At 51.8% G+C, this 24,634-nt stretch carries 25 protein-coding genes and 2 riboswitches; of the genes, 2 read left to right on the forward strand and 23 right to left on the reverse strand.

The window, feature by feature from the left end:
• Positions 1–103: 103 nt before the first annotated feature.
• Positions 104–385: a hypothetical protein gene (locus ACTHO6_RS13220; protein WP_440242036.1), complete on the reverse strand. Its 282-nt coding sequence runs from the start codon at positions 383–385 to the stop codon at positions 104–106.
• A gap of 2 nt (positions 386–387) precedes the next feature.
• Positions 388–996 carry a YiiX/YebB-like N1pC/P60 family cysteine hydrolase gene (locus tag ACTHO6_RS13225; protein WP_440242037.1) on the reverse strand — a complete coding sequence of 203 codons (609 nt, stop codon included), beginning with the start codon at positions 994–996 and terminating at the stop codon, positions 388–390.
• 89 nt (positions 997–1,085) lie between these two features.
• Here ACTHO6_RS13225 and ACTHO6_RS13230 point away from each other — a divergent pair, with 89 nt between their 5' ends.
• Entirely contained in the window at positions 1,086–1,412 is a 327-nt protein-coding gene (locus ACTHO6_RS13230; protein WP_440242038.1) for a DUF3139 domain-containing protein, read from the forward strand.
• A gap of 126 nt (positions 1,413–1,538) precedes the next feature.
• On the opposite strand, the gene pstB is transcribed toward ACTHO6_RS13230, so the two are convergent.
• The 19 genes from pstB to rnjA all read right to left on the reverse strand — a co-directional run bounded on the left by pstB (position 1,539) and on the right by rnjA (position 22,578).
• Positions 1,539–2,312 carry a phosphate ABC transporter ATP-binding protein PstB gene (pstB, locus tag ACTHO6_RS13235; protein ID WP_440242039.1) on the reverse strand — a complete coding sequence of 258 codons (774 nt, stop codon included), beginning with the start codon at positions 2,310–2,312 and terminating at the stop codon, positions 1,539–1,541.
• Between the two features lie 15 nt (positions 2,313–2,327).
• A complete protein-coding gene (gene pstA / locus ACTHO6_RS13240; protein ID WP_440242040.1) occupies positions 2,328–3,218 on the reverse strand; it encodes a phosphate ABC transporter permease PstA in 891 nt (296 codons plus the stop codon).
• Positions 3,219–4,166, reverse strand: a complete 948-nt coding sequence (gene pstC, locus ACTHO6_RS13245) for a phosphate ABC transporter permease subunit PstC (protein ID WP_440242041.1) — start codon at positions 4,164–4,166, stop codon at positions 3,219–3,221. It abuts the gene before it with no gap.
• A 100-nt stretch (positions 4,167–4,266) separates the two neighbouring features.
• Entirely contained in the window at positions 4,267–5,205 is a 939-nt protein-coding gene (locus ACTHO6_RS13250) for a phosphate ABC transporter substrate-binding protein (RefSeq protein ID WP_440242042.1), read from the reverse strand.
• Positions 5,206–5,426: 221 nt separating this feature from the next.
• Positions 5,427–5,975: a GerMN domain-containing protein gene (locus ACTHO6_RS13255; protein WP_440242044.1), complete on the reverse strand. Its 549-nt coding sequence runs from the start codon at positions 5,973–5,975 to the stop codon at positions 5,427–5,429.
• A gap of 14 nt (positions 5,976–5,989) precedes the next feature.
• Entirely contained in the window at positions 5,990–7,630 is a 1,641-nt protein-coding gene (locus tag ACTHO6_RS13260) for an N-acetylmuramoyl-L-alanine amidase (protein WP_440242045.1), read from the reverse strand.
• A 174-nt stretch (positions 7,631–7,804) separates the two neighbouring features.
• The gene (locus ACTHO6_RS13265; RefSeq protein ID WP_440242046.1) at positions 7,805–8,224 is read right to left on the reverse strand and encodes a hypothetical protein; all 420 of its coding nucleotides are present in this window, start codon (positions 8,222–8,224) and stop codon (positions 7,805–7,807) included.
• 92 nt (positions 8,225–8,316) lie between these two features.
• Positions 8,317–8,574: a hypothetical protein gene (locus ACTHO6_RS13270; protein ID WP_440242047.1), complete on the reverse strand. Its 258-nt coding sequence runs from the start codon at positions 8,572–8,574 to the stop codon at positions 8,317–8,319.
• Positions 8,575–8,718: 144 nt separating this feature from the next.
• Complete coding sequence (locus tag ACTHO6_RS13275) at positions 8,719–10,353, reverse strand: peptide ABC transporter substrate-binding protein (protein ID WP_440242048.1); 1,635 nt, start codon at positions 10,351–10,353, stop codon at positions 8,719–8,721.
• 189 nt (positions 10,354–10,542) lie between these two features.
• Positions 10,543–12,168, reverse strand: coding sequence for a peptide ABC transporter substrate-binding protein (locus tag ACTHO6_RS13280; RefSeq protein WP_440242049.1), 1,626 nt, complete (start codon positions 12,166–12,168; stop codon positions 10,543–10,545).
• Positions 12,169–12,493: 325 nt separating this feature from the next.
• Positions 12,494–13,333, reverse strand: a complete 840-nt coding sequence (locus ACTHO6_RS13285; protein ID WP_440242050.1) for a MetQ/NlpA family ABC transporter substrate-binding protein — start codon at positions 13,331–13,333, stop codon at positions 12,494–12,496.
• A 58-nt stretch (positions 13,334–13,391) separates the two neighbouring features.
• On the reverse strand, positions 13,392–14,057 hold the full coding sequence (locus ACTHO6_RS13290) for a methionine ABC transporter permease (protein ID WP_440242051.1): 666 nt from the start codon (positions 14,055–14,057) through the stop codon (positions 13,392–13,394).
• The gene (locus tag ACTHO6_RS13295) at positions 14,058–15,071 is read right to left on the reverse strand and encodes a methionine ABC transporter ATP-binding protein (protein WP_440242052.1); all 1,014 of its coding nucleotides are present in this window, start codon (positions 15,069–15,071) and stop codon (positions 14,058–14,060) included. It lies immediately after the preceding gene.
• Positions 15,072–15,179: 108 nt separating this feature from the next.
• Positions 15,180–15,298: riboswitch (SAM riboswitch) on the reverse strand.
• Positions 15,299–15,403: 105 nt separating this feature from the next.
• The gene (locus tag ACTHO6_RS13300) at positions 15,404–16,570 is read right to left on the reverse strand and encodes a Ger(x)C family spore germination protein (protein WP_440242054.1); all 1,167 of its coding nucleotides are present in this window, start codon (positions 16,568–16,570) and stop codon (positions 15,404–15,406) included.
• Complete coding sequence (locus ACTHO6_RS13305; RefSeq protein ID WP_440242055.1) at positions 16,567–17,679, reverse strand: GerAB/ArcD/ProY family transporter; 1,113 nt, start codon at positions 17,677–17,679, stop codon at positions 16,567–16,569. Before ACTHO6_RS13305 ends, ACTHO6_RS13300 begins: the two co-directional genes overlap by 4 nt.
• A 12-nt stretch (positions 17,680–17,691) precedes the next feature.
• The gene (locus ACTHO6_RS13310; RefSeq protein ID WP_440242056.1) at positions 17,692–19,143 is read right to left on the reverse strand and encodes a spore germination protein; all 1,452 of its coding nucleotides are present in this window, start codon (positions 19,141–19,143) and stop codon (positions 17,692–17,694) included.
• Positions 19,144–19,211: 68 nt separating this feature from the next.
• Positions 19,212–20,219 carry an LCP family protein gene (locus ACTHO6_RS13315; protein WP_440242057.1) on the reverse strand — a complete coding sequence of 336 codons (1,008 nt, stop codon included), beginning with the start codon at positions 20,217–20,219 and terminating at the stop codon, positions 19,212–19,214.
• A gap of 171 nt (positions 20,220–20,390) precedes the next feature.
• Complete coding sequence (locus ACTHO6_RS13320) at positions 20,391–20,819, reverse strand: BrxA/BrxB family bacilliredoxin (RefSeq protein WP_440242058.1); 429 nt, start codon at positions 20,817–20,819, stop codon at positions 20,391–20,393.
• An 88-nt stretch (positions 20,820–20,907) separates the two neighbouring features.
• Positions 20,908–22,578 (reverse strand): ribonuclease J1, encoded by a 1,671-nt coding sequence (gene rnjA, locus ACTHO6_RS13325; RefSeq protein ID WP_440242131.1) that lies wholly within the window; start codon positions 22,576–22,578, stop codon positions 20,908–20,910.
• Between the two features lie 245 nt (positions 22,579–22,823).
• On the opposite strand from rnjA, the gene ACTHO6_RS13330 reads away from it, so the two are divergent.
• Complete coding sequence (locus ACTHO6_RS13330) at positions 22,824–23,162, forward strand: YqzG/YhdC family protein (RefSeq protein ID WP_440242059.1); 339 nt, start codon at positions 22,824–22,826, stop codon at positions 23,160–23,162.
• Here ACTHO6_RS13330 and ACTHO6_RS13335 read toward each other — a convergent pair whose 3' ends face one another.
• Both ACTHO6_RS13335 and ACTHO6_RS13340 read right to left on the reverse strand, forming a co-directional pair.
• Complete coding sequence (locus ACTHO6_RS13335; protein ID WP_440242060.1) at positions 23,163–23,786, reverse strand: SCO family protein; 624 nt, start codon at positions 23,784–23,786, stop codon at positions 23,163–23,165. It lies immediately after the preceding gene.
• 118 nt (positions 23,787–23,904) lie between these two features.
• Entirely contained in the window at positions 23,905–24,216 is a 312-nt protein-coding gene (locus ACTHO6_RS13340; protein WP_440242062.1) for a rhodanese-like domain-containing protein, read from the reverse strand.
• A 249-nt stretch (positions 24,217–24,465) separates the two neighbouring features.
• Positions 24,466–24,574, forward strand: a riboswitch (SAM riboswitch).
• Positions 24,575–24,634: the final 60 nt, after the last annotated feature.

Genomic DNA, 24,634 nt, shown 5'->3' on the forward strand with positions numbered 1-24,634 from the left:
CAAAAAGAAAATCCAGAAAACAAGAGCTTACTTTATTGGTCCTCCCTTCTTGGATAAAAAGGGAGGACCACCCCAAAAACTAAAAATCAACTTTTCCATGTGATTAGTTTTGTCTAACGTATCCACCGTACGTTACTAACCACCAGCCACCACCAGCATCTATCGCACTTGTGAAACGCAGAATCCCTTGATACCCCTCTCCATCTGCGTAGTTAATTTCTTCTGGATAAACACCGAAATATTTTTCAGTCACGGTAATATATTTATAAGCATGGGGTTGAATAATGACATCACCATATGTTGCATTACTGATAGCAAGAGCACTAGGAATTGCTCCAAACAAGGCTAGGATAAAAAGAATACCTGAAATTACCTTCATATTCATAATCAGAAATCACCTACTTCTGCAACAATTCTTACACCGTCGCTATCATCAAGATCATAAGGTAAGGATACTAAAAAGCGTGAACCACCAATAGTTAACCTGGATGTTTTCAGTTCGACATCAGCGCCATAGTAAAAGGCATTCCACACCAATTTGGAACAATAAGTTGATGTCTCATAATCATATAAATCATCAATTTCATAATCTACATGTTCAAAATCATCTACATATGCTTCTGCCCATTCTGCTGCGTCTCTAGCATCTGCTGAACTATAATAGCGAACTATTCTGACACCTCTATCACCGCCTGTACGTTCATTGAAAAATTTTTTTAATGAGTTTAACTGAGGATGGTAGCCATAGCCAAGAATTTCAGCTACTGTTTCAGTATCTGTCACAATGGCTGCATGACCAGTAAAACTCGGGCTAGAGTTTTTATCAGAAATAAGAATATCTCCTATTTTAATTTTAATGTTAGTACCAGGATAAGTAGGGTCATCCGTAGCCATGGGAGTAACAATATCTGTTTTTTTGACAGCAGATGCATTTCCTGAGAAAATCAATGTCAAAGCCGACAAAATCCCTAAAGTTGTAGAAAAAAATTTTTTCAAAACGATCACTCCTAATGGTAATATTTACATATTCATTAATATATTAACTTTTCAGTTATAATTTGTAAATGGAAAGGTGTTGGAAAATTATGAAGAAATTCTTTTTAGTCGCCATTGTCATTCTATTAGCCAGCCCGATAGTCTTCTACTTTGAATGGATCGTAGGCGGATACCCGTGGGTGAAGAATGAAATGGAGATGGACATACGGGATCATCTAGCTTCCAGAGGATACAAGCCAGAAAATGTGAAAGATATACAAGTTCTCTATAATCGAAAACTGGGGAATTATACCGCGAAAGTCGTCTTTCGTGGGGAAGAAGACAATATATATTATTACGGTTATATTCATGGGAAGATCACGCAAAGAGGGCTTACCTCTTCAGATCGAAAACATGCACGGCATCTTGAAAATTAGCAAGCGCAAAAGGATCCCAAACGGATAAAGGTCTACGCCCTCTAAAGCCCCCCATTCCAGGCTGCATTGCCCCATGCAAAAAGCCCTCCGCTCCGCGCCAGGCGAAGGGAAGGCTTTTTGTGCGGTTCAGCCAAAACGGCCGCTAATATACGCTTCGGTCTTGTCGTTTTCCGGCGAGGTGAAAATTTTTGCGGTCTCGTCCATCTCGATCAGTTCCCCGAGTAAAAAGAATGCCGTTTTGTCCGAGATGCGGGCCGCCTGGTGCAGATTGTGCGTCACGATCACGATCGTGTACTCTTCCTTCAGTTGCGTGACCAGCTCTTCAATTTTCATCGTCGAGATCGGGTCGAGCGCGGAAGCCGGCTCATCCAGCAGCAAAATCGTCGGCTGCATGGCAATGGCGCGAGCGATGCACAGGCGCTGCTGCTGTCCCCCTGACAAGGAGAGCGCAGAGTCGCGCAGACGGTCTTTGACCTCGTCCCACAACGCCGCTTTGCGCAGGCTCGTCTCGACCAGCTCATCCAGCTCGCGGCGATCGGTTATTCCGTGAAAGCGCGGAGCGAAGGCGATATTTTCATAGATCGACTTAAAAAACGGATTTGCGCGTTGAAACACCATGCCGACGACCTGACGCAGGCTCTCGATGTTGACCTGCTGGCTGTTGATGTCGATGCCGTCGACGACGATGGAGCCTGTCACGCGGCAGGACGGCACGAGATCGTTCATCCGGTTCAGGCTCCGCAAAAGCGTTGATTTTCCACAGCCGGACGGCCCGATAAAGGCTGTCACCGAGTTGCGCTCAATGTCCATTGATATGTTTTTGACCGCTTGCTTTTCCCCGTAGTAAACCGAGACATTGTTTGTCCGAATAATCGTATCCTGCATGGTGAGTACCGACATCGCTATCACCTCTCCTTAGTTGGAACCTGACGTCATCTTTTTGTACACCCACGTCCCGAACCAGCGGGCCGAAACGTTAAAGAGCAGCACGGCAATAATCAGCACAGCCGCGGCGCCATCCGCCACATCGCGGGCATCCGGCGTCAGCCCTTCGCTGTTTACCTTCCAGATATGCACGGCCAGCGTCTCGGCCGGACGGAACGGGTTCAGCGGCGAGGTCGGACTGTTCAGGGAGAGATCGGTAAAGTTCAGGTTCGGCGAAGACATCCCTGCGGTAAACAGCAAGGCAGCCGCTTCCCCGAAGACACGCCCGGAAGCGAGAATCGCCCCGGTAATGATCCCGGGCAATGCTGCCGGGAGGATGACGGAGACAATCGTCCGCCACTTGGTGATGCCAAGCGCCAGGCTCGCTTCTTTTTGACTGCGCGGCACGTTGCGCAGCGCATCCTCTGTCACGCGCACGAGCAGCGGCAGGTTGAAGACGGTCAGCGCGAGCGCACCGGAGAAAAGCGTGTAGCCCCAGCCTGTCATATTGACGAAGACGAGCAAGCCGAACAACCCAACGACAATGGACGGCAAAGAAGAAAGCACTTCTATACTCATGCGGATAAACTGCGTAAACTTGTTATCCGGCGCGTATTCAGCCATATAAATTCCGGCTCCGATGCCAATCGGCAAGGCGATCAGCATGGTCAGAACCAGCAAATAAAACGAGTTGAACAGCTGCGGACCAATCCCGCCCCCTGCGTTGACGATATCTGGCGGCGAGGTCAAAAAGTCCAGGTTCAGCTTGTGCCAGCCTTGCGTCAAAATAAAACCGAGCAAGCCAATGAGCGTGCCGATAATCAAGGCGGCAATCAAAGTCAAACCGATCGTGGCCACACGGTCCATCAGTCTCGCTCTCATCTACTTCACCAGCCTCTTTCTGCCCAAAAAGCGCAAGATCATAATGAAGACGAACGACATCAGAAGCAAAAGAAGCGCCATGGACCAGAGCGCATTGTTGTACGGGGTTCCCTGAATGGTATTCCCCATGTTCAGCGTGATGCCGCTGGTCAGCGTACTGATCGGATCCAAGAGACTGCCCGGAAGCTTCGTGGTGTTCCCGATGACCATCTGCACGGCGAGCGCTTCGCCAAAGGCGCGGGCCATCCCCAATACAACCGCCGTCAAGCAACCGGGGAGCGAAGAATGCAGCACCACGTTCCAGATCGTCTGCCAGCGGGTAGCTCCCAAAGCGAGAGAAGCGTTGCGCAAGTCTTGCGGCACGGCTTCAATCGCATCTGTCGCCACGCTGGTGATCGTAGGCAAAATCATCAGGGCGAGTACGAGTCCCCCTGCCAAAAGACTGAAACCAAGTACATCGAACTGCTCGCGAATAAAAGGAACCAACAGCGTCAGACCGACATATCCGTACACGACGGATGGGATGCCGACCAAAAGCTCGATTACCGGCTTCAACACTTTTTTGCCGAAGCCCGGAAAAATTTCGGTCATGAAAATAGCCGCCCCAATGCCAAGCGGTGCCGCGATTAATGCAGCCAAAGCCGTCACCAAAAACGATCCGAGAATGAAAGGAAACACGCCATAGAGTGCAGGCTCGCCCTCCGGGTCCCATTTTGTCTGTGTTAAAAATTCGCTGATACTGACGCCGTCGACAAAAAAGGTCGACAACCCTTTGGAAGCGATAAAATACGTAATCGACACAACGACGATGACCAGCAAGACCGCACAGATCGTGACGATCGTTCGGCCCGTCAGGTTCTCTGTAAACTGACGTTTGTTATAGGTCAACATTTTTCGCGCAATCAGCGATTGGCGATTTGTCCCTACCCCTTCAATACGATGGTTCATGTTCTCCCTCCTAGAAAGAAAACGGCTTTCGGGTGCTTGTCTGTACAAGCAAAATGAGGGGAAGGCCCCTCTCCCCCTCTATTTTGCTGTGACCCATTGCTTATTTGGGTGTTACTTTTCCTTCAGCGTCACGTTCTACTTTCATATCGGTAATGGGCAGGAAGCCCAGGTCGACAATCGTTTTCTTTTGCACTTCTTCAGACAGGATGTACTCCAGGAAAGCTTTTGCGTTGCCAGTCGGCTCCCCTTTTGTGTACATGTGCTCGTACGCCCATACCGGGTATTTGTTGGTTGCGATGTTTTCCGCGTTGGCTTCCACTCCATCCAGCTTCAATGCTTTGACGGAATCGTCGAAATAGGACAGAGCCAGATAGCCGATTGCGCCCGGAGTTTCTGCAATGATTTTGCGAACGGTACCGGAAGAATCTTCGGTGATGCCTTCTGCTTCTTCTTTTCCGTCGAGTGCGAATTTGTTGAATGTTGCGCGCGTACCGGAAGACTTCGGACGGTTCACCAGCGTGATCTTCATGTCATCGCCGCCAACTTCTTTCCAGTTGGTGATCTTGCCCGTAAAGATGTCGATCAGCTGCTGCTTGGTCAGGTTGTCCACTTTTACTTGTGGGCTGACGGCTGCTGCCATGCCGACAACGGCTACTTTATGGTCAACCAGCTCGTTTGCCGGAATTCCTTTTTTCTCTTCTGCAAAAATGTCAGAGTTGCCGATGGTCGCTGCGCCGCTCGCTACCTGGCTCAGTCCTGTTCCGCTTCCTCCGCCTTGAACTTGAATTTGCACACCTTGATTTTTTGCCATAAAGTCTTTGGCCGTTTGCTCGACCAGAGGCTGCAAAGCGGTAGAACCCACTGCCGTGATCGGTTCACCGGATGTAGTTGTCGAACCAGAGTTGCTTTGTTCCGGAGCCGGTGTAGATGGTTGCTGCTGCGCCGGTTGTTGTGCTGGAGCCGCACTGTTGCTGCCACATCCTGCGAGCAGTGCCCCTACAAATGTCAGCGCCATAAACATTTTGCTGAGTTTTTTCATTGGATGAAAATCCTCCTTAACAGGTTCGGTTTGGTTTTCTCTCTTACAAGTACAAACTATACAGGTCGAATGTTGTAGGATTGTGATGCGATTGTTAAGCTTTCTTAAAGATGGAGCCGACGGTGTATCCATCGACAGCAGGCGGTTGCGCCAACGGCAAAAAAGGCGGCACAGCCTGTCTGCTACACAGGTTGTACCGCCTTCGGCAAGCGATTGTCTCTTTAGTTGTCGCGCGTCAATGGCTCCGAAATATCGACATGGCCCATTAACGATTCGGCTTTTTTGCCATCTACAAGGACGACGATTTGCTTGACTTCCGGGAACTGAAAGAACGTTTTCTTCAGCGCGTCCAACGCCATCCCTTCGCCGCTTGAGCCGAGGTTGTACTGGTTTTTGCTGTCGGCATCAATCGTCAACGTGCCATCCGCAAACGTGATGTCATGGTACTGGAAGTCTTTCCAGAGCGGAAAGTGTTCTTCTGCTTTTGTCGGCTTCTCCAGAAGCGAGAGCGTTTTCTTGTACTTTTCGATGTCTTCTGCAAACGTGATTTCCTGTTCCTCTGTTTGCAGCTCCATCAGGTCACTATCGGAGTAGTAAACGGTAACGACCTGTTTGTTCAATGTCGGCTCTGCTGTCGATGGGTTCGTGTTTGCGCCAGATGGTTGTTCAACAGGTGCCGTTGGCTGCGGTGCGGGAGCGGCCTGTTGTCCGCAACCCGCCAGAAGCAGGACAGCCATAGCCGCCACCCCGATGATCCGACTTTTGTTCATCGTGAAAGCCTCCCTTACTGATAAGACTGATAGTATTCACGGATAGCCGCAACGAGGGCTTTCGCCATTTTGTCCTGGAATGCAGGCGAGGTCAACAGCGCGTTCTCTTGCGGATTGGACAGGAAGCCTGTCTCGGTCAAGACGGCCGGCATCTTGGTGTTTTTGATGACGTAAAAGCCGCTCGCCTTGACTCCCCGATCCGGGAACTGCGTTGCCCCCTGCAAATACTTGTGCACGATTTGCGCAAACGCCTTGCTGTTTGCGTTGTAATAGAAGGTTTCCGTACCGCCTGTCGTCGGTTTCGGGAACGAGTTGGCGTGGATGGACAAAAACAGGTCCGCCTCCAGCTCATTCGCGATCGCCACACGCTCGGACAACTCGTAGAACACATCTGTCGTACGTACAGGCACGACTTGAAACTCCGGATACTGCTTGAGCAAAGCGACTACCTTGTTGGCGACAGCCAGCGTGTAGTCTTTTTCGTGGTTGCCCGCCACGCCCAATGCACCAGGGTCTTTTCCGCCGTGACCCGCGTCGATGACGACCAGGTAGCCTGTTTTCTTCGGTTTGGGCGTCAGCTTGACTTCCACGCCGTTTTTCGTATAAGCGAGATTGTACTCGCTCTTCTGGTTCAACTCAATCACGACGCGAACCGTCTCTGGCGAAGCACTGTACTGACTGTACCGCAAGCTGGCAATCAGCGACTCTTCTCTGGGTTCGCCTGCTTCTTTTGGCTGGTCCGCAGCGTCAGCTTCTTCTTCACGCTGCATGCGATCCTCTGACTCTCCGATACTGCCTGTTTCTTCTTTCTTTTTCAACGCTTCCACCAAATCGTCCGCCAAAGCGGTTTGAGGCAGGTCCAGCACAATACGATGGGGTCCTGTCAGCACAAATGAATTCGCCTGTACAGGCAGCTTCATCTGGATATAGACACGATCCCCGTCCTGTGTGACACCTGTCAGGCGATTGAGTCTTTCGATTTCTACCCGATTTTTTTGCTTGTTCCAGGAAATCGTACCGCCTAGCTCGTCCTCTACTTGCTTGATGGGAAGAACCAATTGGCTGTCAATGGTCATGCCGCGTTCCGGACGATTCCAGACAAATCCTTTTTGCCCGACTTGCTCGGCAACGGCATCTGCCGTCACGTACATGGTGTCGGACACTTGATACAGCTTGATCGCTTTTTCAGGAGCACGGCCGTTCAACGTAACCTGCGGCGTTTCGTTTGCAATGACGGTGCGGGAGCTGTTGTCCCACCCTACTGTGATCCCAAGCGATTCCCCGACAAAGCGCAGAGGGAGCAGCATGCGCTGTTGCAAGATGACAGGCGGCGTATCCAGCTTTACCTGCTTGCCGTTCACTTGCGCTGTGCGCGAATCCAATCGAAGGGAAAGCTGCGTCGTTCCCCGTGTAATCACCGCTGTCCGCTTCCCTTCGTCCCAGGCGACATCCGCGCCCAGACTTTCGGCGATGACACGCACGGGAACCAGCGTCCGCCCGTCCTTGATGACAGGTGGCACATCCGGTGTCACTGCTTGTCCACCGATCATCAGGTTGACGGCTTCTTCGGTGGCACGACTTGCCGCAGCCGCCCAACCGGGAATAAGCAGCAGGACCAATAGCGCCAGAAGCAGAGGGTAAACTCGTCTTTTCATCCTGACCTCCTCCGTGATGTCTGTTCTGTTCTGTGGCGTAAGCCCACTGTGCAACGTTCACCATTCTATTAGACGCGATTCTGGCTGTAAAGTTTATAGTCTTTTCGTACCAAAAAGACAAAAGACTGCCCCTTTTTACAAAGAGGCAGTACAGATCAGCAAGAATGCTGTCGATTACCGAAATAACCCGCGCCGTTCTCGTCTGCTCACTTCTTCTACAGGTCCCTTCAACATGTTCAAGCCTCCGTTGGCGATAAACTGCTGAATCATCGACAGGACGGCCGGATTGGACAATACCTTGATGGAATCGGCCACCTTCGGATTTTTCAGTTGCGGAATCGCCCCGCTCAGATGTGGCAACAACGGCAGCAAATCCTCAAGCGAAAGGGCAGGCTTTGCTTTCTCCTGGACGGTCTGCACGGGAATCGGACGCCGACGTGCGCCAAACAAAATGCTGCGCCGCGGTCCCTGACCGGGAGCGGCCTTCAGCCTTCCGAGCGTATCCTTCATGTCCTGCAGCTCTTGCTTCATCTGGTTCATCTCGCGCATCACCTGAGCGTTGCTCACATGGTGCGCATCCGCCAGTTTGTGCATCGTCTCCAGCAGTTGCCTCTGCGAGCCGGCCTGTTTCTTTTTCTTTCTGGTCTTGGCAGCGATAATCCCACCTCCCTCCTGATAGGCCCCCCTTACTTAAAGCGCTTTTTCAGGCTGTCGATGTCTTTGGCGTTGACGCCTTTTTTGGAAAGCTTGTTCAGCAGGCTGCCGACGTTCTCCGTCTTGGACATATGCCGAAACTGCGCCACATAGGCATTCAGTTCCTTATCCGTGAAGGTTTTTCCGGTTTTTTTGCCCAAATCGCGAATCACTTCTTTCAAGCCTGCATCGGTTTTCAGCTTATCCTTGGGAATTGACTTGACAATCCCAAGCAGTTTGCCAATATCCACAGCGATCCCCCCTGGTTGCAGTTTGTTCCTTTTTACTCTATGTAGCCAGGAGCACAATGGATTGGTCATTTGTCCATGCGGGAGAAAAAAAGAAGAGAAGCGTCAAAAACGCCTCTCTTCCTGTAAGTGGTTGCCTTTTTTCTCTTATTGTTTGATATCCGCGTATTTGTAGTCAACAGCGCCCAGACCGTCGACGATCACGCCGTCAACCTTGTCTCTTTTCACCCACGATTGCGTGTAGTAGTAGATCGGCATGATCGGCATGTCATCCATCAGGATTTGCTCGGCTTCAGCCAGAATGGCTTTCCGTTTTTCCGGATTGGTTTCCAGAGCGGATTGGTTCAGCAGTTCTTTGTACTTCGGATTTTCCCAACGAGTATCGTTGTTTCCGCCGTCTTTTTCCTTGAACATTTCCAGGAAGTTGATTGGATCGTTGAAGTCGCCCAGCCAGCCCGCGCGAGCTACCTGGTATTTTCCTTGGTGTACGTCATCCAGGTATACTTTCCACTCTTTGTTTTCCAGCTTCACTTCTACGCCGAGGTTTTTCTTCCATTGATCCTGAATCGCTTCGGCGATCTTTTTGTGACCTTCGGAAGTGTTGTAGGACAGAGTGATCGCAGGGAATTTGCTGATGCCTGCTTCTTTCATGCCTTCTTCCAGCAATTTTTTCGCTGTTTCCAGGTCGTTGTCTTTGAAGTAGCCGTCTGTTTTCAGCGCCATGCTCGGCGGTACATATCCGGTAGCTGGCAGCTGTCCAGCTTGCAGGATGTTGTCGATCAGGCTTTGACGGTCGATCGCGTAAGCAAACGCTTTCCGGATTTTCACGTTGTTGAATGGCGCTTTTTCTGTGTTGAAGCGATAGAAGTACGTACCCGCGATCGGTTGGGTGGTCATTTTCCCGGATTCTTTCAAAGCCGGAATCGCGTCAGTCGGCAATGCGGAGGTTGGAGCACCCGCCCAATCCAGCTCGCCGTTTTCAAACATGGACAGTTCGGTATTCTCGTCCTCTACCATGGAGAACTCAATTTTGTCCAGTTTTACGTTGTCTTTATCCCAGTAGTTCTCGTTTTTCACGACAACCAGCTTGCTCTTGTGTTCCCAGGTTTCCATTTTGAATGGACCGTTACCGACGATGGTTTTCGCGTCAGTTGCCCATTTGTCGTTGGCTTCCACTGTTTTTTGGTGAACCGGGAAGTACGTTTTGAACGCGACCAGCTCCAGGAAGAATGGAGTCGGGTTGGTCAGCTCCACTTCCAGCGTTTTGTCGTCGATCGCTTTTACGCCCACGTCTTCCACTTTGCCCGTCCCTTTGTTGAAGGCTTCTGCGCCTTTCAGATAGTACAGCTGGTACGCGTAGTTGGAAGCTGTCTTCGGATCGAGCGCGCGCTTCCAGGCGAATTCGAAGTCTTTCGCGGTTACAGGATCGCCGTTGCTCCATTTCGAATCGCGAATTTTGAATGTATATTTTTTTCCGTCTTCGGAGACGGTGTAGCTCTCAGCTGCTGCTTCATGCACTTTTCCGTCTTTGCCTACACGAGTCAGACCTTCGAAGGTAGCGGTAATGATGGTGCCGGAAGTCGTGTCTTCCGCGATGCCCGGGTCTGCTGTCGGCGGCTCGGAGTGCAGGTTCAATTTCAATACTTTAGGTCCGGAAGCTGGTGCTGCGGTTTCCGTCCCTGCGTTGTTATCTGCTGGCGCTGCCTGGTTGCTGCCGCATCCTGCGAGTGCCGCACCAAGAACGAGGATCGAACTCATTGCTGCGAAAACATTCTTTTTCATACAAGTAATCCCCCTTTTCTAAATCTTTTTTCAATATACAAGCTTTTCTATTATTTTTAAATATGTTTTAGATTGATTTAATAAACTTTTATTTATTTATAAAAATCTTTATGATTTTATAAAGAGAAATGCAGGATGGGAGCAAAAATAAAGAAGGGCTGTTCGCCCCTCTTTTCCCTTGTTTGTTTGCTATTGAATGTCTGCCCATTTCCAGTCTACGAAGCCGAGACCGTCGAGCACAACGCCTTGTACTTTGTCGCTCTTCACATAGGAATGCGTGTAGAAGTAAATGGGCGCTGCCGGCATTTCGTCCATAAGCAGGGCTTCGGCTTTCGCCAGAATCTGTTTGCGTTTCTCCGGGTCTTTTTCCAGCGCCGATTGGTTCAGCAGTTCCTGGTACTTCGGATTTTCCCAGTTGGTATCGTTGTTGCTGCCTTTTTTCAGCTTGAACAAATCCAGGAAGGTGTAAGGATCGTTGTAGTCGCCTGTCCAACTGGAGCGGGCAATCTGGAATTTGCCTTGGTGCAAATCGTCCAGGAATACCTTCCACTCTTTGTTTTCCAGTTTTACTTCTACGCCGAGCGCTTTTTTCCATTGATCCTGGATGGCTTCGGCGATTTTTTTGTGGCCTTCGGATGTATTATAGGAAAGAGTCAGGGGCGGCAGCTTGGTGATGCCTTCTTCCTTCATTCCTTCCTCCAGCAGTCGTTTCGCTGTTTCCACATCGCCGTCTTTGAAGTACGGGCCAGCCGCTACTGCCATGGTTGGCGGCACCAGCCCCATCGCTGGCTCCTGGTTCGCTTGTGTTACGTTGTCGATGATCGTTTTGCGGTCAATCGCATAGGCGAACGCTTTCCGGATTTTCGCGTTGTTGAACGGCGGCTGCTCCGTGTTGAATTTGTACAGGTACGTACCCGCAATCGCACGGGTTTGCATTTTGCCGGACTCTTTCAAAGCCGGAATCGCATCGGTGGGGAGTGCGCTGGTAGGGGCACCCGCCCAATCCAGCTCGCCATTTTCAAACATGGACAGCTCGGTGTTTTCATCTTCGATCATGGAGAAGTCGATTTTGTCCAGTTTGACAGCGTCTTTATCCCAGTAGTTCTCGTTTTTCGCGAGAACGAGCTTGCTCTTATGCTCCCACGTCTCGATTTTGAACGGGCCGTTCCCTACGTGCGTCTTGGCCTCGCCCGCCCAGTTTGCTGCGGATTCGACTACTTTCTGGTTGACCGGGAAGTAGGTGTAGAAGGCCGTCAGCTCGAGGAAAAACGGCGTCGGGTTTTTCAAGGTCACCACGAGCGTTTTGTCATCGGTTGCCTTGACGCCCACCTCTTCTGCTTTTGCTTTTCCCGTGTTGTACTCTTCCGCGTTTTTCAGGTAGTACAGCTGGTACGCATACGTGGAGCCGAACTTGGGATCGAGCGCCCGCTTCCATGCGTATTCAAAGTCTTTCGCCGTGACGGGATCGCCGTTGCTCCATTTGCTGTCGCGCAGGTGGAAGGTATACGTCAGTCCATCTTCCGAGATGTCGATTTTTTCTGCGACGGATTCATGCGGTTTGCCATCTTTGCCGATCCGAGTCAGCCCGTCAAAAGTCGCAAGCAACACAGCGCCGGATGTAGAATCCTCCGCCAAGCCAGGGTCAGCCGTCGGCGGCTCACTCTTCATGTTCATGCGCAGAATTTTTGGGCCGCTTGTTTGTTCACTTCCAGCTGAATTTCCCTGTTCTCCTGCTTTCTCGCCGCCACCACAGCCAGCCAGCGCCGCACTCAGGACGAGGATGGAGCTGATCGCTGCAAAAACGCTTTTTTTCATTGGTGTTGCCCCCTTTTTATCTGCCTGACACTCCTTGGAAAACTCCTTCCACAAATATACTGCATTTTTAGTAATATTGAAGACAATTTTAACAAGCTTAATTATCTTTTATTCAAAGATCAAATTATGTAAAGGGAAATAAATTCACATTCTTCATTACATGAAGTATGCCTCATCCCAGACAAACTATGCAGACTGTCAGGCGATTACGCTGAATCGCCGCTTTCGGCCGAACGCCTGCATAGCGATCAATCTGCGCACACAAAAAGCCCAACCAGCACTTGGGCTGCTTGGGCTTTTCGTTGCTTCTTCCATTCCTTCTTGATTAGAATGCGGGAATAATGGAGCCTTTGTATTCCTCTTCAATGAATTTTTTCACTTCAGGAGAAGTCAGTTCCTTCGCCAGCTTTTGGATGGCTTCGGAGTCTTTGTTGTCAGGACGAGCGACCAGGAAGTTCGCATACGGAGATTCCTTGTCTTCGATGAACAGCGCGTCTTTGGTCGGTACGAGCTTCGCTTCGAGCGCGTAGTTGGTGTTAATCAGCGCCAGATCGACTTCTTCCAGAACGCGTGGCAGCATCGCTGCTTCTACCTCTTTGAACTTCAGGTTTTTCTTGTTTTCCACAATGTCTTTCACTGTTCCGCTGATGCCTGCGCCTTCTTTGAGCTTGATGACGCCATTTTTCTCCAGAAGGGCGAGGGCGCGTCCGCTGTTGGTCGGATCGTTTGGCAGCGCGATGGTTGCGCCTTCCGCCAGCTCGTCAACCGATTTGATTTTTTTGCTGTACGCACCGAACGGCTCGATGTGTACCGCTACCACCGGTTGCAGATCCATGTTTTGGCCTTTATTGAAGTCTTCCAGGTACGGCTTGTGCTGGAAGAAGTTTGCGTCCAGTTGTTTTTCGTTCAGCTGTACGTTTGGCTGTACGTAGTCGGTGAACTCTTGTACTTCCAGGATGACGCCTTGCTCTTTCAGTTTTGGTGCAATGTGCTTCAAGATTGCTGCGTGTGGAATTGGGGAAGCGCCTACTTTCAACGTTACTTCTTGCTGTCCGCCTTGTGCGCCGCCTTCAGCCGGAGCTGGAGCTGTTTCCGTTTTGCCCCCGCACGCTGCCAAAGAAAATGCCAATACGGTAGAAAGTACAGATACGACTAGCTTTTTCATCAATGATTTCCCCCTACTTTTTTTGATTCTTGCACTTGCAAGCTTATATGGAAAGACCTTACTTGCGGCTAAAGCGCAATACCAGGCGATCGCCCAGCGTTTGTAAGATCTGTACCAACACGAGCAAAATGACGACCGTGACAATCATCACATCCGTCTGGAAGCGTTGATAGCCGTAGCGGATGGCCAAATCCCCCAGACCGCCGCCGCCGATTACCCCGGACATGGCGGTGTAGGACACGAGCGCAACCGTCGTGATCGTAATGCCGGCAATCAGTCCCGGACGAGACTCTGGCAGCAGGACATTCCAAATGATTTGCCAATTGGACGCGCCCATCGACTGAGCAGCCTCAATGACTCCGCGATCTACCTCCCGCAGCGAGGTTTCCACCAGCCGGGCAAAAAACGGGGCGGCTCCGATCACGAGCGGCGGAATCGCTCCGAGTACACCGAGCGACGTGCCCACAAGCAGTTTCGTAAAAGGAATCAGCAAGATCATCAAAATGATAAACGGTACGGAACGCAACACGTTGACGATGAAGGAGGCAACCGAGTAAAACGCCTTGTTTTGCAGCAATTGTCCTCGCGAAGTAAGGAATAAAATGATTCCCAGCGGCAAGCCGATCAAAATCGTAAACAGCGTGGAGAAGCCCAGCATCGTCAGCGTATCTAGTGTACCCTCGGCAATCTCCGACCAATCCACATTTTCCATAGTCCAGTCCATCTATATCACCTCTACTTCCAAGCCACGCTGACGCAACGTCTCGATGGTTTTTTCGTTTTGCCGGATATCGCCTTCCAGTTCGACGACCAGTTGGCCGTACGGCGTATCCTTCATCCGGGAAATCGTTCCCTGCAAAATACTGAATACCGTGCCTGTCTCCTGCATTGTCTGGAACAAGATCGGCTGGTACGTCTTTTCCCCCAGGAAAGTCACGCGCGCAATCGTGCGGTTCCCCGCTGCTTTTTCGTGCGCCACCGCTTCGCGCAGCTCGGTGGAATCCGCCACTTGCTCGACAAATTCCTGCGTTGTCGGATGCTGCGGCTTGAGGAACACATCCAGCACCTCGCCCGACTCGACGATTTTCCCGCCGTCGATCACGCCGACCCGGTCACAAGTGGAACGGATGACATGCATTTCGTGGGTAATCAGCACGATGGTCAAGCCCAGCTTGCGATTAATGTCCAACAGCAGCGCCAAAATCGAGTTGGTCGTCTGCGGATCGAGAGCCGAGGTCGCCTCGTCGCACAAAAGCACTTTCGGGTCGTTCGCCAATGCCCTCGCAATGCCGACGCGCTGCTTCTGACCGCCGGAGAGTTGGGACGGATATTTGTCCCGATGGGCTTCCAAGCCTACCAGCTTGAGCAGGTCGTCCACTTTTTTCTGAATCTCTTCTTTGGGACGCTTTGCCAGCTTGAGCGGAAACGCGACATTTTCCGCAACCGTCGAAGAGGACAGCAGGTTGAAGTGTTGAAAAATCATCCCGATCTCGCGGCGCTTTTCCTGAAGCTTGGCGTCGTCGAGCTTGGTCAAATCCACCCCATTGACAATAACCTGTCCCGACGTGGGCCGCTCCAACAGGTTGATGCAACGGATCAGCGTGCTTTTCCCTGCCCCGGAATGGCCGATAATCCCGTAAATTTCTCCTTGCTCTATGGAAAGGTCAATCCCGAGCAAGGCCGGAATCGTCTTGCCCTGTACCTGATAGCTTTTATGCAAATTCTGTAATTGAATCAACGCATCCACCTCCTGCAAATCTCCGTACATTCCTTGTGAAAAACGTAAAAACCCCTTTTTCATAAACGAAAAAGGGGCTGCAACGCATATATACGTTCGCATCCACCTTTCTCATCTATCAAGATCCAACCAATCTTGTAGGAATTGGCACCGCGACGTCCATTTTCATAAAATGAACCGGTTGCCGGGCTTCATCGGGCCTGTCCCTCCGCCTCTCTTGATAAGAAAGATTTCCACGCATAGGATATTCGTTTTTCATCGTTTTCTGATACAAACCGGATTATATCCTTTTTGAAAATATCTCGTCAATAGCAATCACAGGAAAAACTTTTTTAATCCATGACTCCATTCCGAATGATGGTCGCTTTGACATGAAAACGGAACGTCGCTTCCCGAAACATCTTCCGCCAATCGCTGGGAGAAAAGCGCTCCAGCCCTCTGCGCTGCGCGCGATAGATGATGCCAAAGCCGACCGGATCGACATTCAGGCCCTGAAGCTTTTGGACGACCTGTTCCAGCTCCTGCTGGATTTTCTGTTCCAAAGCCTTCTCCATCGTTTTCATCAGCGAAGCTTCTTCCAGCTTCAACGGCCTGGACAGCTCAAGAATTCGCGCCTGCAAACGGATGCGAACATCGAACACCGGGGGCGATACTTGTTCCAGTTGAACGCGGGCACTGCTGGAAATCGTATCAAAAGCAAGGTGTACCGTATCCGTGTCATGACCGCGCTCCTTGTCTGTCTCCCCGAAAATATGGACGGGCACGGACGTCTCGTAGCTGCCGACGCGGAATTTCCCATGCACGAGCTTGATGAGAAACGCTTCCCTGGGCGTGATCCAGCCCACGAAGCGATCCCCCTGAAACAATGCGACCCCTTTGATTTGCAGCTCGTCCCCTTTTCTGGCGATGTACGGCATGATCGGGTCGATCCCGGTGTCATAGTACGCGCGAAAAAATTCGTGCATGGTGGCAGACGGGATTTTTTCCCCGTGTACGTTTTGTTCAATCATCCGGTACAGGTAGATTCCGATATTGCCTTCCTCCGGGTACGGATACGTCAACGTGTCGTAGGCATTGCCTTCCAGCACGCACGGGAACAACCGGCTGGACAGCGAGGGATCGCGGTACAGCGTGTCGATGATGCTGCCAAGACCTTTTTTGGCAAAGTCCTCGTTGTAGAGCGCCACGCGAATTTGCCCGCCCAACAGGCGCTTGTCGGATTGCAGGTTCGCTTTGTCCCTGATGCCTTTGCTCGTTTCGCCGACCGCGGAGATGAGCTGAATTTTCCGCTCCGCCTCCGGGTTGATCGAGGGCATGACGATCGAGGCCCGAATTTTGCCGTCTTTCATCAGGTCGTAGCCGACAATCGTAGCCATGCCGGTTTCGTCAAAAATTTGCAGGTCAGAACAACCGGAAACGACCAGAACAAGCGAGCACCATAGGCACCAGAACGGTTTGCACCGTCGTCCCCCGCTATTCCTTTTGCCATGCAGGATCAAACGCCTCTCTCCTTCGCTCGTGAAGTGCGCTGCTTGATGAGAACGGCCAGGTAGAGAATGTACGGATACACGTAGGCCAGATACAGGCTGATCTTGGCAAAGATATCGTTTAGCACGTTCATTTCCTGCCGGGTCAACAGCATCAACGAAGAGAGATACAAAAACGGCAAAATCCAAAACAGCGACGTGCGCAGATTCCATCCGAACAAGCGCTTGATCCCGCGGGCGGCAGACCATAAATACAGCATCATGTTCGGCAAAATCACCAGCAGCCACATCGAAATGCCGACCAGCTCAAACCGCTCCATGATCGGGAGCTGGACCATCTTTTTCAGATTGAGCGTGGCCCAGATGGTTCGCATGAGCTGTCCCTGGCTGAAAAACGCTAACGATACAACCATCACCAGCATGTAGATCCCGTAAGTCGCAAGCACCGCCCATTGCACGTTTTTCCCTACCCTCTCCTTGTCTTGCACATACGGGTAAATGGTGTAGATCACTTCAAACCCGATGCTGGTCAGCGACATGGCGATCATTCCCTTGACCAGCTTTTCCCAGCTTGTATCCAGAATCGGCATGACATATTCCCACTGGGCGTACTGCAACGGAAAGTACAGATCGCACACGAGCCAGATCGTCACCGCAATGGAAAAGAACGTGTAGCCTGCTATGACTCGTATGCCGCCCACGACGGTGTAATAGACCAGAAACAGAATAATCCCGGACAAAATCCAGGTGGGCAAGGACGGAAATACCCATGTCTGCACGACCTCGATGTAGTCGCGCAAAATGATCCATGCCGTCGACAAAAAGTACGTGACATACACAAGACCGAGACACGATCCCAGCCATTTTCCGAATACGTCATGGTGAATGCCGTACAAGTCGGCAGACGGGTATTGTTCCATTGTCTTGACGATGACCCACACCGTCAGATGGGTAACCACGCCGGCCATGGCGACCGATATCCACGCATCGTGTCCGGCTTCCCTGGCGACGACGCGCTGAAAGCCGAGCACCCCGATTCCAAGCTGCGTCCCGTGAACCATAAGAGCGGCCAGAAACGCCGATACGGTATTTGTCTTGTTCACTTGCATGTTGGGATTCATAGTCGGCCTCGCTTATTCGTCAATGTCCTTCTTCTCGTTTGCTTTCGCAGGGTCAAACCACCTTGTCTTCTTCCGCGTGAAGAACATCAGGTTATCCGTCAAGGCAGAGAGCGGCGCCCGGATGAATCCATCCTTCCAATCGAAGAAGCGCACGGGATAGAACGGGTACATGTACGGCCGCCCCAGGCTCGTCTGGCGCAGCAGATGGCTAGCCAAAAAGCTGAAGCCCACGACAATGCCCAACGCCCCAAGAAAGCCGGCCAGCAAAATCATCGGAAAGCGGATGACCCGGATGGTCGAGCCAATCATATAACTGGGGGCAATAAAGGAAGACAAGGCTCCCAGAGCCACAATGATAATCAGGATGTTGCTCGTAAAGCCGGCCTGCACAATCGCTTGCCCGATGACGATACCGCCCACGATCCCGATCGTCTGGCCGACCTTGGTCGGCAGCCTCGCTCCCGCTTCCCGCAGCAGCTCGATAATCAGCTCCATCAAAATCGCCTCCCACAACGGCGGCAACGGGACGCGCGACCGTGACTGCGCAAGCGACAGCAAGAGGTCCGCAGGGATCATTTCATAGTGATAGGTCATGGTCGCGACGTAGATCGGCGTCAGCATCAAGGATAACACCATGGCAAACAGCCGCATCAGTCGATTGAAGGTAGCAAGACTCCAGCGCAAGTAATAGTCATCCGCCGACTGGAAAAATTGCAGCAGCGTAGTCGGACCGAGCAGGGCAAACGGGCTTCCCTCGACGAGTATGGCAATCTGCCCCTGGCGCAGACCGTGTACCACCCGATCCGGACGCTCTGTTTGCTGGAGTGTCGGAAACAGCGACTTTTCGTTATCGGCTATATATTGAGCCAGCATGGTAGCTTCCAGAACCGTGTCGACTTCCAGCGACGAGATGCGCTGGCGGACCGTTTGTACGTTTTCGGCTTCCGCCGTTCCCTCCAGATAGAAAAGCGACACGTTTACAGGGATGGTTTTGCCAACAGTCAGTCGCTCATGAAACAACTTGGGGCTTGTCATGTATTTGCGAATGATGCTTATGTTGGTATTCAGCACTTCGACAAAAGCAATCTGCGGACCGAGAACGACTGTCTCGACTTCCGGTGCCTGAATGCTTCTCCCGACCGTTCCGTCGCTGGGAAAAGCGATGCCGTATGCGGCGTGCGCCACCTGCACGTAGATAAAGCCTTCGAGCAAGCGCTGGATCGCGTCCTCGGTGCGATAGATTCGATTGCTTCCGCTTGCCCCCAGCTGCTTCTCCACTTCCTCTATGCTCGCCTCTGCCAGACAAATCTTCCGCAGCTTCGGGATCAACTCGTTGTAAACCACCTTGGCATCTGCCAGGCTGGTTAAAAAGTACAGGCGCACGCGGCCTTCCGGCTCGTCGATATGCTCCGTTCTCAAATCCCCTGTATGGGAAAACCATTTGCGGGCAAACTCCTGGTCCATCTCCCTCACCTCCCATACCTAGCAAATCGTGGTTAGTCTGCCCGAAACCGCCTAAAAAAACAGCACGCTCAATTTGGCGTGCTGTTTTCCATGCTTTCGTTCGTATGATTGGTTTGCGGAACCGCTTCTTTGCTCGACTGCTGCAATTTTTCCTGAATGAAAGACTGGATTTGATCGACATCTGGAATGAGCACCGCTCCTGCCCGATGGGATTCGCGGAACATTCCCATTGGCGGCAGTTGGTAGTTGCCTGGCTCCGCCGTGTTGATTTTCAAGCCAAGAGCAGACAGCTTCAACATATCCATGGAGCTGATGTTCGTCTGGATGTACGGCGTCACTTCTTTCAGAATGGACGGCAATTGAATCAAGGTTGTGCCGCTCTTCATCTGGCTCACGACAGCCGTCAGCAGCTTGCGCTGACGCTCCGTACGCGTGTAGTCCGATGTGGCGTCGTGGCGAAAACGAACGTATTGCAGAGCTTTGTTGCCATCCAATCGCTGCAAACCCTTTTTCAACTGAATGTCGTAGATGCCTTTGTCGGTCGGGTCGTGGTAGTACATATTTTTTTCCACATCAATCTCGACACCGCCGATAGAATCGATCAACGCCTTGAAGCCTTCAAAGTCAGTGATGACATAGCGGTCTACCGGAAGCCCTGTAAACTGGCTGACAGTCTTCATCGCCAGTTCCGGTCCTCCGTCCACAATCGCCGAGTTGATTCGCGCGCTGCCGCTTCCCGGAATGTCTACGTACGTGTCGCGCAAAATGGAAAATACGTCGTAACGTTTGGCGACCGGGTCGATACTGACCAGCATCATCGAGTCAGAGCGGGGAAGCCCGTTTTGTTTCATTCCCCTGCGGTCAACCCCCATCAGGAGAATATTCACGCGCTCCTGGCCATCCCATTCCGGAATCTCCGCCGCTTTCGTCGCCGCTCCCCCATCCGGCGGGGCGGGCGTAATGACATTCGGCTGTTGAATATGTTGAGCAAACTGATAAAAAGAGTATCCGTAATAACCTGCTGTCGCGGCCATCACGACCAGCATCAGGAGCAATACCCGTTTCCATATTCGCATAAAGAACTACTCCACCTTTTATTCTTTGGATCACATGAACACATCTCACCACTTGTTTAGTATACTCGAATCTACAAAATGTGGAGCAGCCTTTATTTGGGTGATGCAAGCAAAGGCCCCTCCCGGATGATCCGGAAGAGGCCTTTGCTTTTTGTCTGCGCGATAGCGTGCTTATTTGTACGTGTCGTAAGCGTTGGTCAGCAGGTTTGCGATGGTTTGCAGATCGTTGTTCTCAATCTGATGACGCTCGATCATCGTCATGATTTTGCCATCCTTCATGATTGCAAACGACGGGGAAGATGGCGCGTAGCCTTCGAAATACTCGCGGGCTTTCGCTGTCGCTTCCTTGTCTTGTCCTGCGAATACGGTGTAGAGGTTGTCTGGCTTGGTGGAATGGTTCAAGGAGTGAACCACGGCCGGACGAGCCAGCCCTGCTGCGCAGCCGCAAACAGAGTTGACGACTACCAGCGTCAGACCTTTTGCGTTCGGCAGCGTCTCTTCGACCTCTTCTGCCGTGCGCAGTTCCACAAATCCGTTGCGAGTCAGTTCGTCGCGCATCGGTTGAATGACCTGGCTCATATACGCTTCATAAGACATCATGGGGCAACCTCTCCTTTGTATCACGTTTCCATTTACGTATTATTATAACCTGATCGTGTCCCCAGGAGAATGAAGAAGTGGTTCCGTGCTACACTTCCATCAATATCGTGAGAATCATCGGATTGCGGCCTGTCTTTTCATAAATAAACGGCTTGATAACCTCGTTGATCTGGGACTTGAGCTCCGACCATTCCTTGATCTTCTTGTCCAGCGCTTCCTGGAGCCGCTGGCGAACCAACAGCGTGGCTTCCTGGATGAGCGATTCCGAACCGCGCACGTATACAAAGCCGCGGCTGACAATGTCCGGTCCGGTCAAAATCTTGAAGTTTTTCATATCGAGGCTGACGACCACGACCATCAAACCGTCCTCCGCCAAATGCTTGCGGTCGCGCAGGACGATGTTGCCCACGTCGCCGATGCCGCTGCCGTCGATCAGCACGATGCCGGCGGGAACCTTGCTGAGCCATGCCTTTTCGCGGTTGCAGTTCAGCACGTCTCCATTATCCATGAGGAAAATGTTGCTCTCGTCAATGCCTACTTGCTGCGCCAGCTTCGCGTGCGTCTTCAGCATCCGGTACTCCCCGTGAATCGGAATAAAATACTTGGGACGGATGAAGTTGAGCATGAGCTTCAGCTCTTCGCTGCTGCCGTGACCGGACGCGTGAATGTCAAACACGTGACTGAGTACGACATTGGCGCCTGCGCGGTACAGCTTGTCAATCGTCCGGCTCACATTGATCGTGTTGCCCGGAATCGGCGAAGCCGAGATGATGACCGTATCCTCCGGGTAAATCGACACGGTCCGATGCGATCCGGAAGCGATTCGGGTCAGTGCCGCCATCGGTTCGCCCTGGCTACCGGTGCAAATAATCAGCACCTGGTTGTCGGCGTAGTTGTCAATGTGCTTGATATCAATCAGCATCCCCTCCGGCATCTGGATGTAGCCCAGTTCTTGCCCGATCAGGAACACTTTTTCCATACTGCGGCCGATCACCGCTACTTTGCGATTGCACTGCTCGGCAGCGTCTACCACCTGCTGGAGACGATGCACGTTGGACGCGAATGTCGCCAGGATGATCCGCCCGCGCGCTTTGCGCACCACGTCGAGAATCCCTTCGCCAACGGTGCGCTCCGACATGGTAAAACCGTAGCGCTCGCTGTTCGTACTGTCGGAAAGCAGCGCCAACACGTCGCCGCTCGCCCCGATTTTGGCAATCTTGCCGTACTCGGTCGTCTGTCCGACTGGCGTCATGTCGAATTTGAAGTCGCCGGTATGGATAACCATTCCTTCCGGCGTATGAATCACCACCCCGAACGAATCCGGGATGCTGTGATTGGTGCGGAAAAAGGTCGCCTTCAATCGCTGGAAAGGGATCTCCGTATCTTCCGAAATCGGAATCATCTTCACGTCATTTTGCATGCGATGCTCTTCCAGCTTCGCCTTGACCAAGCCCAGGGTCAGACGACCACCGTAGATCGGCACGTTGATTTGCTTGAAAATATAAGGAATCGCTCCGATGTGATCCTCATGTCCGTGCGTTAACAAGAGTGCTTTAATCTTGTGCTGGTTGTCCACCAAATAGGAGATATCGGGGATGACCAGATCGATCCCGAACATTTCGTTCTCAGGGAACTTCACCCCGCAGTCAATGATGATGATTTCATCTTCGTACTCGACGCAATACATATTTTTTCCGATCTCGCCGAGGCCGCCCATCGCGAAAATCTTAACGTCACTCAAACTTTTTCCTCCTAACATCATCGTGCATGATTTTGGAACCCGAACCAAGCATGCCATTCTTATTGTAACACAACGCGAAGCGTTCGTTTCACCCAGTCTTGTCAATTCCACACATTCATCTTCGGTCAATCGCCGCAAACTGATACCCGATCGCGACCTGTCCGATCATCCCCACTGTAACTATTTTCTACGAATGACAACGGAAAAAGACTTCAAACTACATGGCAAGCTTGTTTTCCACACAAAAAGGGAGGTCGTACGCCATGCAAGCCTCTGTAGCCATCCACCTCGCGCGGAGCGTCCTGACCACCGTTGCAGCGATCCTGCTTGTTTTCTTCTTCCCCATTGACCCGGCCTGCGCTCAGCCGCCCTACGCCAAATGGGGCCGATTGGCGATGCAGGAAACGCTGAAAAAATATCCGCATGCCGAGATCGTCGACTACCAACACGTCGGGCGCACAGCAAAAACGCCCACCACGTCGGAGGAGACGTTCAAGCTCTTGCTCCAGGAGGGCAATCGCAGGTGGGCGTTACTGGTGCATATTGAATTTGAAAATCAAACCGAGCATGTCGTGCAGATCACGTACGAGGAATCAACCTGATTAGTCCGCAAGCTGCTCCATGTCCTTTAGCATCTGCTCCATGTCCATGTCGGCTGCCATTCCGTAGGCGCGGCGCATGTTACCGTCACCATCGACGAGAAACATGCGAGCGGTATGGGCAAAAGAACCGTCTGGCTGCTTCATTACCGCCATCCCGAAATCCTTCGTCACCTTTTCCACCGCCTGGGCATCGCCGCGCAAAAACTTCCAGCCGCTCTGATCCGCCTTGAACTTCGCTGCATATGCTTGCAATACCTCTGGCGTATCAAAATCCGGGTCAAAGGTGATGGAAATGAACTCGACCTTGTCGCCGAACAGCTTTTTCTCCTTGAGCTGCTCCTGTAGCTTGGACATGTTGTACGTCGTCGCCGGGCAAATGTCCGGACAGTTGGTGAACATGAACTCGACCAATCGCACCTTGCCTTTGCCTTCCGAAAACGTAAACGAAGTGCCGTCACTGTTGTCCAACGTAAAATCGGCAATCGGCTTCATCACGGGGATCGGCTCTTTTGCCATGTATGTGTAGCCCAACACCCCTACAATCGCGAGAATTATCACGCCTGCAAGCACCACAAACCAATGGCGCTGCAACGCGGACCTTTGTTGCTGTGCTTCTTCACTCACGATTTTCTTCCTCCCCTGTTCGACTCATGCGTCCGCCGCTTTGCCGCGTACATGGCGCATGCTGCTTTTTCGCGTCCATCGCGTCTCGCCGTTACAAGCACGGTCGCGAGCGTTTCGCTTACACTTCCTTCTCGCCAGGCCAAGCCAGCATACCGCCGACCATATTGGCAGCGTCAAAGCCAAGCTCACTCAAATATTCGGTCGCCCTGTGGCTGCGGGCGCCGCTGCGGCACACCATGACGATGGGGACCTCCTTGTCCAGCTCGTCGAGGCGATGCGGCAAAAACCCGAGCGGAATCAGCTTGGCTTCTTTAATATGGCCTTCGTTCCACTCCTCCACCTCACGTACGTCAATCACCTGAAGCTTTTCTTTGGCCGCGAGCTTTTCCAACAGCTCCTGCGGGGTCATTTCCTTCACGCCTTGGCTCATTGCGTATGTTCCTCCTATAAAGACAATCGTTTCGTCGTTTTCTGCCACTCCCATCATATCATAGGGTCTTGCCATTTTCTAACGACGCAGGCGGCGAAAGCGGCGATAGATGAGGACAAATTTGTGACAGCTGCGGGCAGTTTATGATGACGCCTCCAATCCCACCAATTCCAACCTGATAACTTATATTTTTGATATTGACAGGGAAGTGTTGTTTTTCATACAATTATGACAACAATTGAAGCGACAGATTCATCAAGAGCGGTGGAGGGACAGGCCCCATGAAACCCGGCAACCAGCAAGCGAGCCTTGCGCGGTGCTAATTCCTGCAGAATCCATAGATTCTGAGAGATGAGTGCATACCCGTGTCTAACCGGAGCCTACTTCTACTCAGAGGATGGCTCCGTTTTTTTATCCC

Source organism: Brevibacillus sp. SAFN-007a (genome assembly GCF_051967035.1).
Classification (GTDB): domain Bacteria; phylum Bacillota; class Bacilli; order Brevibacillales; family Brevibacillaceae; genus Brevibacillus.

What these genes read in the sequence shown, in the direction of transcription:
- ACTHO6_RS13265 (WP_440242046.1), bottom strand. Translation starts at nt 8,224, where the DNA reads ATGCACAAACTGGCGGATGCGCACCATGTGAGCAACGCTCAGGTGATG.
- ACTHO6_RS13275 (WP_440242048.1), bottom strand. Translation starts at nt 10,353, where the DNA reads ATGAAAAAGAATGTTTTCGCAGCAATGAGTTCGATCCTCGTTCTTGGT.
- ACTHO6_RS13320 (WP_440242058.1), bottom strand. Translation starts at nt 20,819, where the DNA reads ATGATGTCTTATGAAGCGTATATGAGCCAGGTCATTCAACCGATGCGC.
- pstC (WP_440242041.1), bottom strand. Translation starts at nt 4,166, where the DNA reads ATGAACCATCGTATTGAAGGGGTAGGGACAAATCGCCAATCGCTGATT.
- ACTHO6_RS13255 (WP_440242044.1), bottom strand. Translation starts at nt 5,975, where the DNA reads ATGAACAAAAGTCGGATCATCGGGGTGGCGGCTATGGCTGTCCTGCTT.
- ACTHO6_RS13220 (WP_440242036.1), bottom strand. Translation starts at nt 385, where the DNA reads ATGAATATGAAGGTAATTTCAGGTATTCTTTTTATCCTAGCCTTGTTT.
- ACTHO6_RS13310 (WP_440242056.1), bottom strand. Translation starts at nt 19,143, where the DNA reads ATGGACCAGGAGTTTGCCCGCAAATGGTTTTCCCATACAGGGGATTTG.
- pstB (WP_440242039.1), bottom strand. Translation starts at nt 2,312, where the DNA reads ATGTCGGTACTCACCATGCAGGATACGATTATTCGGACAAACAATGTC.
- ACTHO6_RS13230 (WP_440242038.1), top strand. Translation starts at nt 1,086, where the DNA reads ATGAAGAAATTCTTTTTAGTCGCCATTGTCATTCTATTAGCCAGCCCG.
- pstA (WP_440242040.1), bottom strand. Translation starts at nt 3,218, where the DNA reads ATGAGAGCGAGACTGATGGACCGTGTGGCCACGATCGGTTTGACTTTG.
- ACTHO6_RS13250 (WP_440242042.1), bottom strand. Translation starts at nt 5,205, where the DNA reads ATGAAAAAACTCAGCAAAATGTTTATGGCGCTGACATTTGTAGGGGCA.
- ACTHO6_RS13340 (WP_440242062.1), bottom strand. Translation starts at nt 24,216, where the DNA reads ATGAGCCAAGGCGTGAAGGAAATGACCCCGCAGGAGCTGTTGGAAAAG.
- ACTHO6_RS13280 (WP_440242049.1), bottom strand. Translation starts at nt 12,168, where the DNA reads ATGAAAAAAAGCGTTTTTGCAGCGATCAGCTCCATCCTCGTCCTGAGT.
- ACTHO6_RS13315 (WP_440242057.1), bottom strand. Translation starts at nt 20,219, where the DNA reads ATGCGAATATGGAAACGGGTATTGCTCCTGATGCTGGTCGTGATGGCC.
- rnjA (WP_440242131.1), bottom strand. Translation starts at nt 22,578, where the DNA reads ATGTTAGGAGGAAAAAGTTTGAGTGACGTTAAGATTTTCGCGATGGGC.
- ACTHO6_RS13330 (WP_440242059.1), top strand. Translation starts at nt 22,824, where the DNA reads ATGCAAGCCTCTGTAGCCATCCACCTCGCGCGGAGCGTCCTGACCACC.
- ACTHO6_RS13305 (WP_440242055.1), bottom strand. Translation starts at nt 17,679, where the DNA reads ATGAATCCCAACATGCAAGTGAACAAGACAAATACCGTATCGGCGTTT.
- ACTHO6_RS13290 (WP_440242051.1), bottom strand. Translation starts at nt 14,057, where the DNA reads ATGGACTGGACTATGGAAAATGTGGATTGGTCGGAGATTGCCGAGGGT.
- ACTHO6_RS13285 (WP_440242050.1), bottom strand. Translation starts at nt 13,333, where the DNA reads ATGAAAAAGCTAGTCGTATCTGTACTTTCTACCGTATTGGCATTTTCT.
- ACTHO6_RS13260 (WP_440242045.1), bottom strand. Translation starts at nt 7,630, where the DNA reads ATGAAAAGACGAGTTTACCCTCTGCTTCTGGCGCTATTGGTCCTGCTG.